The organism is Salinivibrio sp. MA427 (assembly GCF_001996115.1).
GTDB lineage: Bacteria > Pseudomonadota > Gammaproteobacteria > Enterobacterales > Vibrionaceae > Salinivibrio > Salinivibrio costicola.
Map to the genome: position 1 here is coordinate 1 of NZ_MUFH01000480.1, position 1182 is coordinate 1182.

The 1182-nt window shown below is 43.8% G+C and carries 2 protein-coding genes; both read right to left on the minus strand.

The window, feature by feature from the left end; genetic code table 11:
• A partial coding sequence (locus BZG79_RS15745) for a GNAT family N-acetyltransferase (RefSeq protein ID WP_077774880.1) occupies positions 1-387 on the minus strand: 387 nt, incomplete at its 3' end.
• Positions 388-488: 101 nt separating this feature from the next.
• Positions 489-1046, minus strand: coding sequence for a hypothetical protein (locus tag BZG79_RS15750; protein WP_199878084.1), 558 nt, complete (start codon positions 1044-1046; stop codon positions 489-491).
• Positions 1047-1182 lie beyond the last annotated feature (136 nt).

Genomic DNA, 1182 nt, shown 5'->3' on the forward strand with positions numbered 1-1182 from the left:
GTGAAAGCCATTCCTTTCGTAAAACCTATGAGCGTCTGTGTTAAAAGTCGGAGTTTCTAGCTCAATATACATACCATGTGAAACCTGCCTTACTAGGTAATCAAGAACCATTTTACCCAGTCCTTGACGCTGATAGCTTGGTTCAACAAAAAGCCGAATAAGATTCAAGCGCTCTTCATCAACTGAAAAGTAAAAACCACCTACTACTTCTTTCGAACGTTTAATCACAAAGTAAAAGTAGCTTTCAAGGCATACTATTTGGTACTCAGTACTATCGAAACCCGGTGGACCAGCACCACATACTTTACGATCATTCGAAAAAGCAGATATTTGAATTTCTACTAGCCTTTCGATGTGATTTAAAGACGCTTTTTCAATGGAATACACTGTTTATCCCTGTAGTTCATAACGCCGCCAGCACGCGCGGCTTTGTAGTGAAGGCGAAGCCACAACGAAAAAGCCGTCGCTGTGCCTGGCCTTGTTAACTGCTACAGCAAATTATATTTGAACGAATGTCCATAGCGCCCCATTTCAGTGCCGCCGAAGTGCCTATCGGCAACATTGAATAACCTAGGGAGCTGCAATAGCTCACCTTCTGAGGCTTGCTGCTGATAAAGATGCAGCACCGATACATAGAGAGCCGCGATAGAGTTCAGGCAATTTTTTAGATTTGCTTTATCGAAATGCTCATGGCGGTGATGCTTTACTTTGTTGTGATCTTGCCACCAAAAGGGAGGATGATTATTCCCCCAGTCTATCCAAGGCTTCAAAGTCAGCCCATACCTTGGAAGAATCACTTCAAATTCCTGGAAGTTAGGCAATACAGTCAGTAACTCAGCTTGATAAGCATTAATTGAGCTTGCCTCACTGTCAGGATTCAACGCCTTGCATAGTTGTTTGAGAACAACATCGACCTCCGCACTCGCAGCCAAAAATAGTCTAGCAATCTCAATTGAGAATGCGTCATCGTTCGCAGAGAAATCCACAAAACGTCCAAGCCTATCTAGATCCTCTTCAATGGATAAGAAAAAGTTCCAATGGATCAATGTCTCTTGCCTTTGAATACCCACTTTACCTCCGGGCAGTTAACGCCCGCCTCAACTGCCAGAGGCAGATTGCAGGCGCTTGTTAGTTTTTCCACACGCCACGCTCATTAAACTTGAACTCTTCACGCTCTGTATG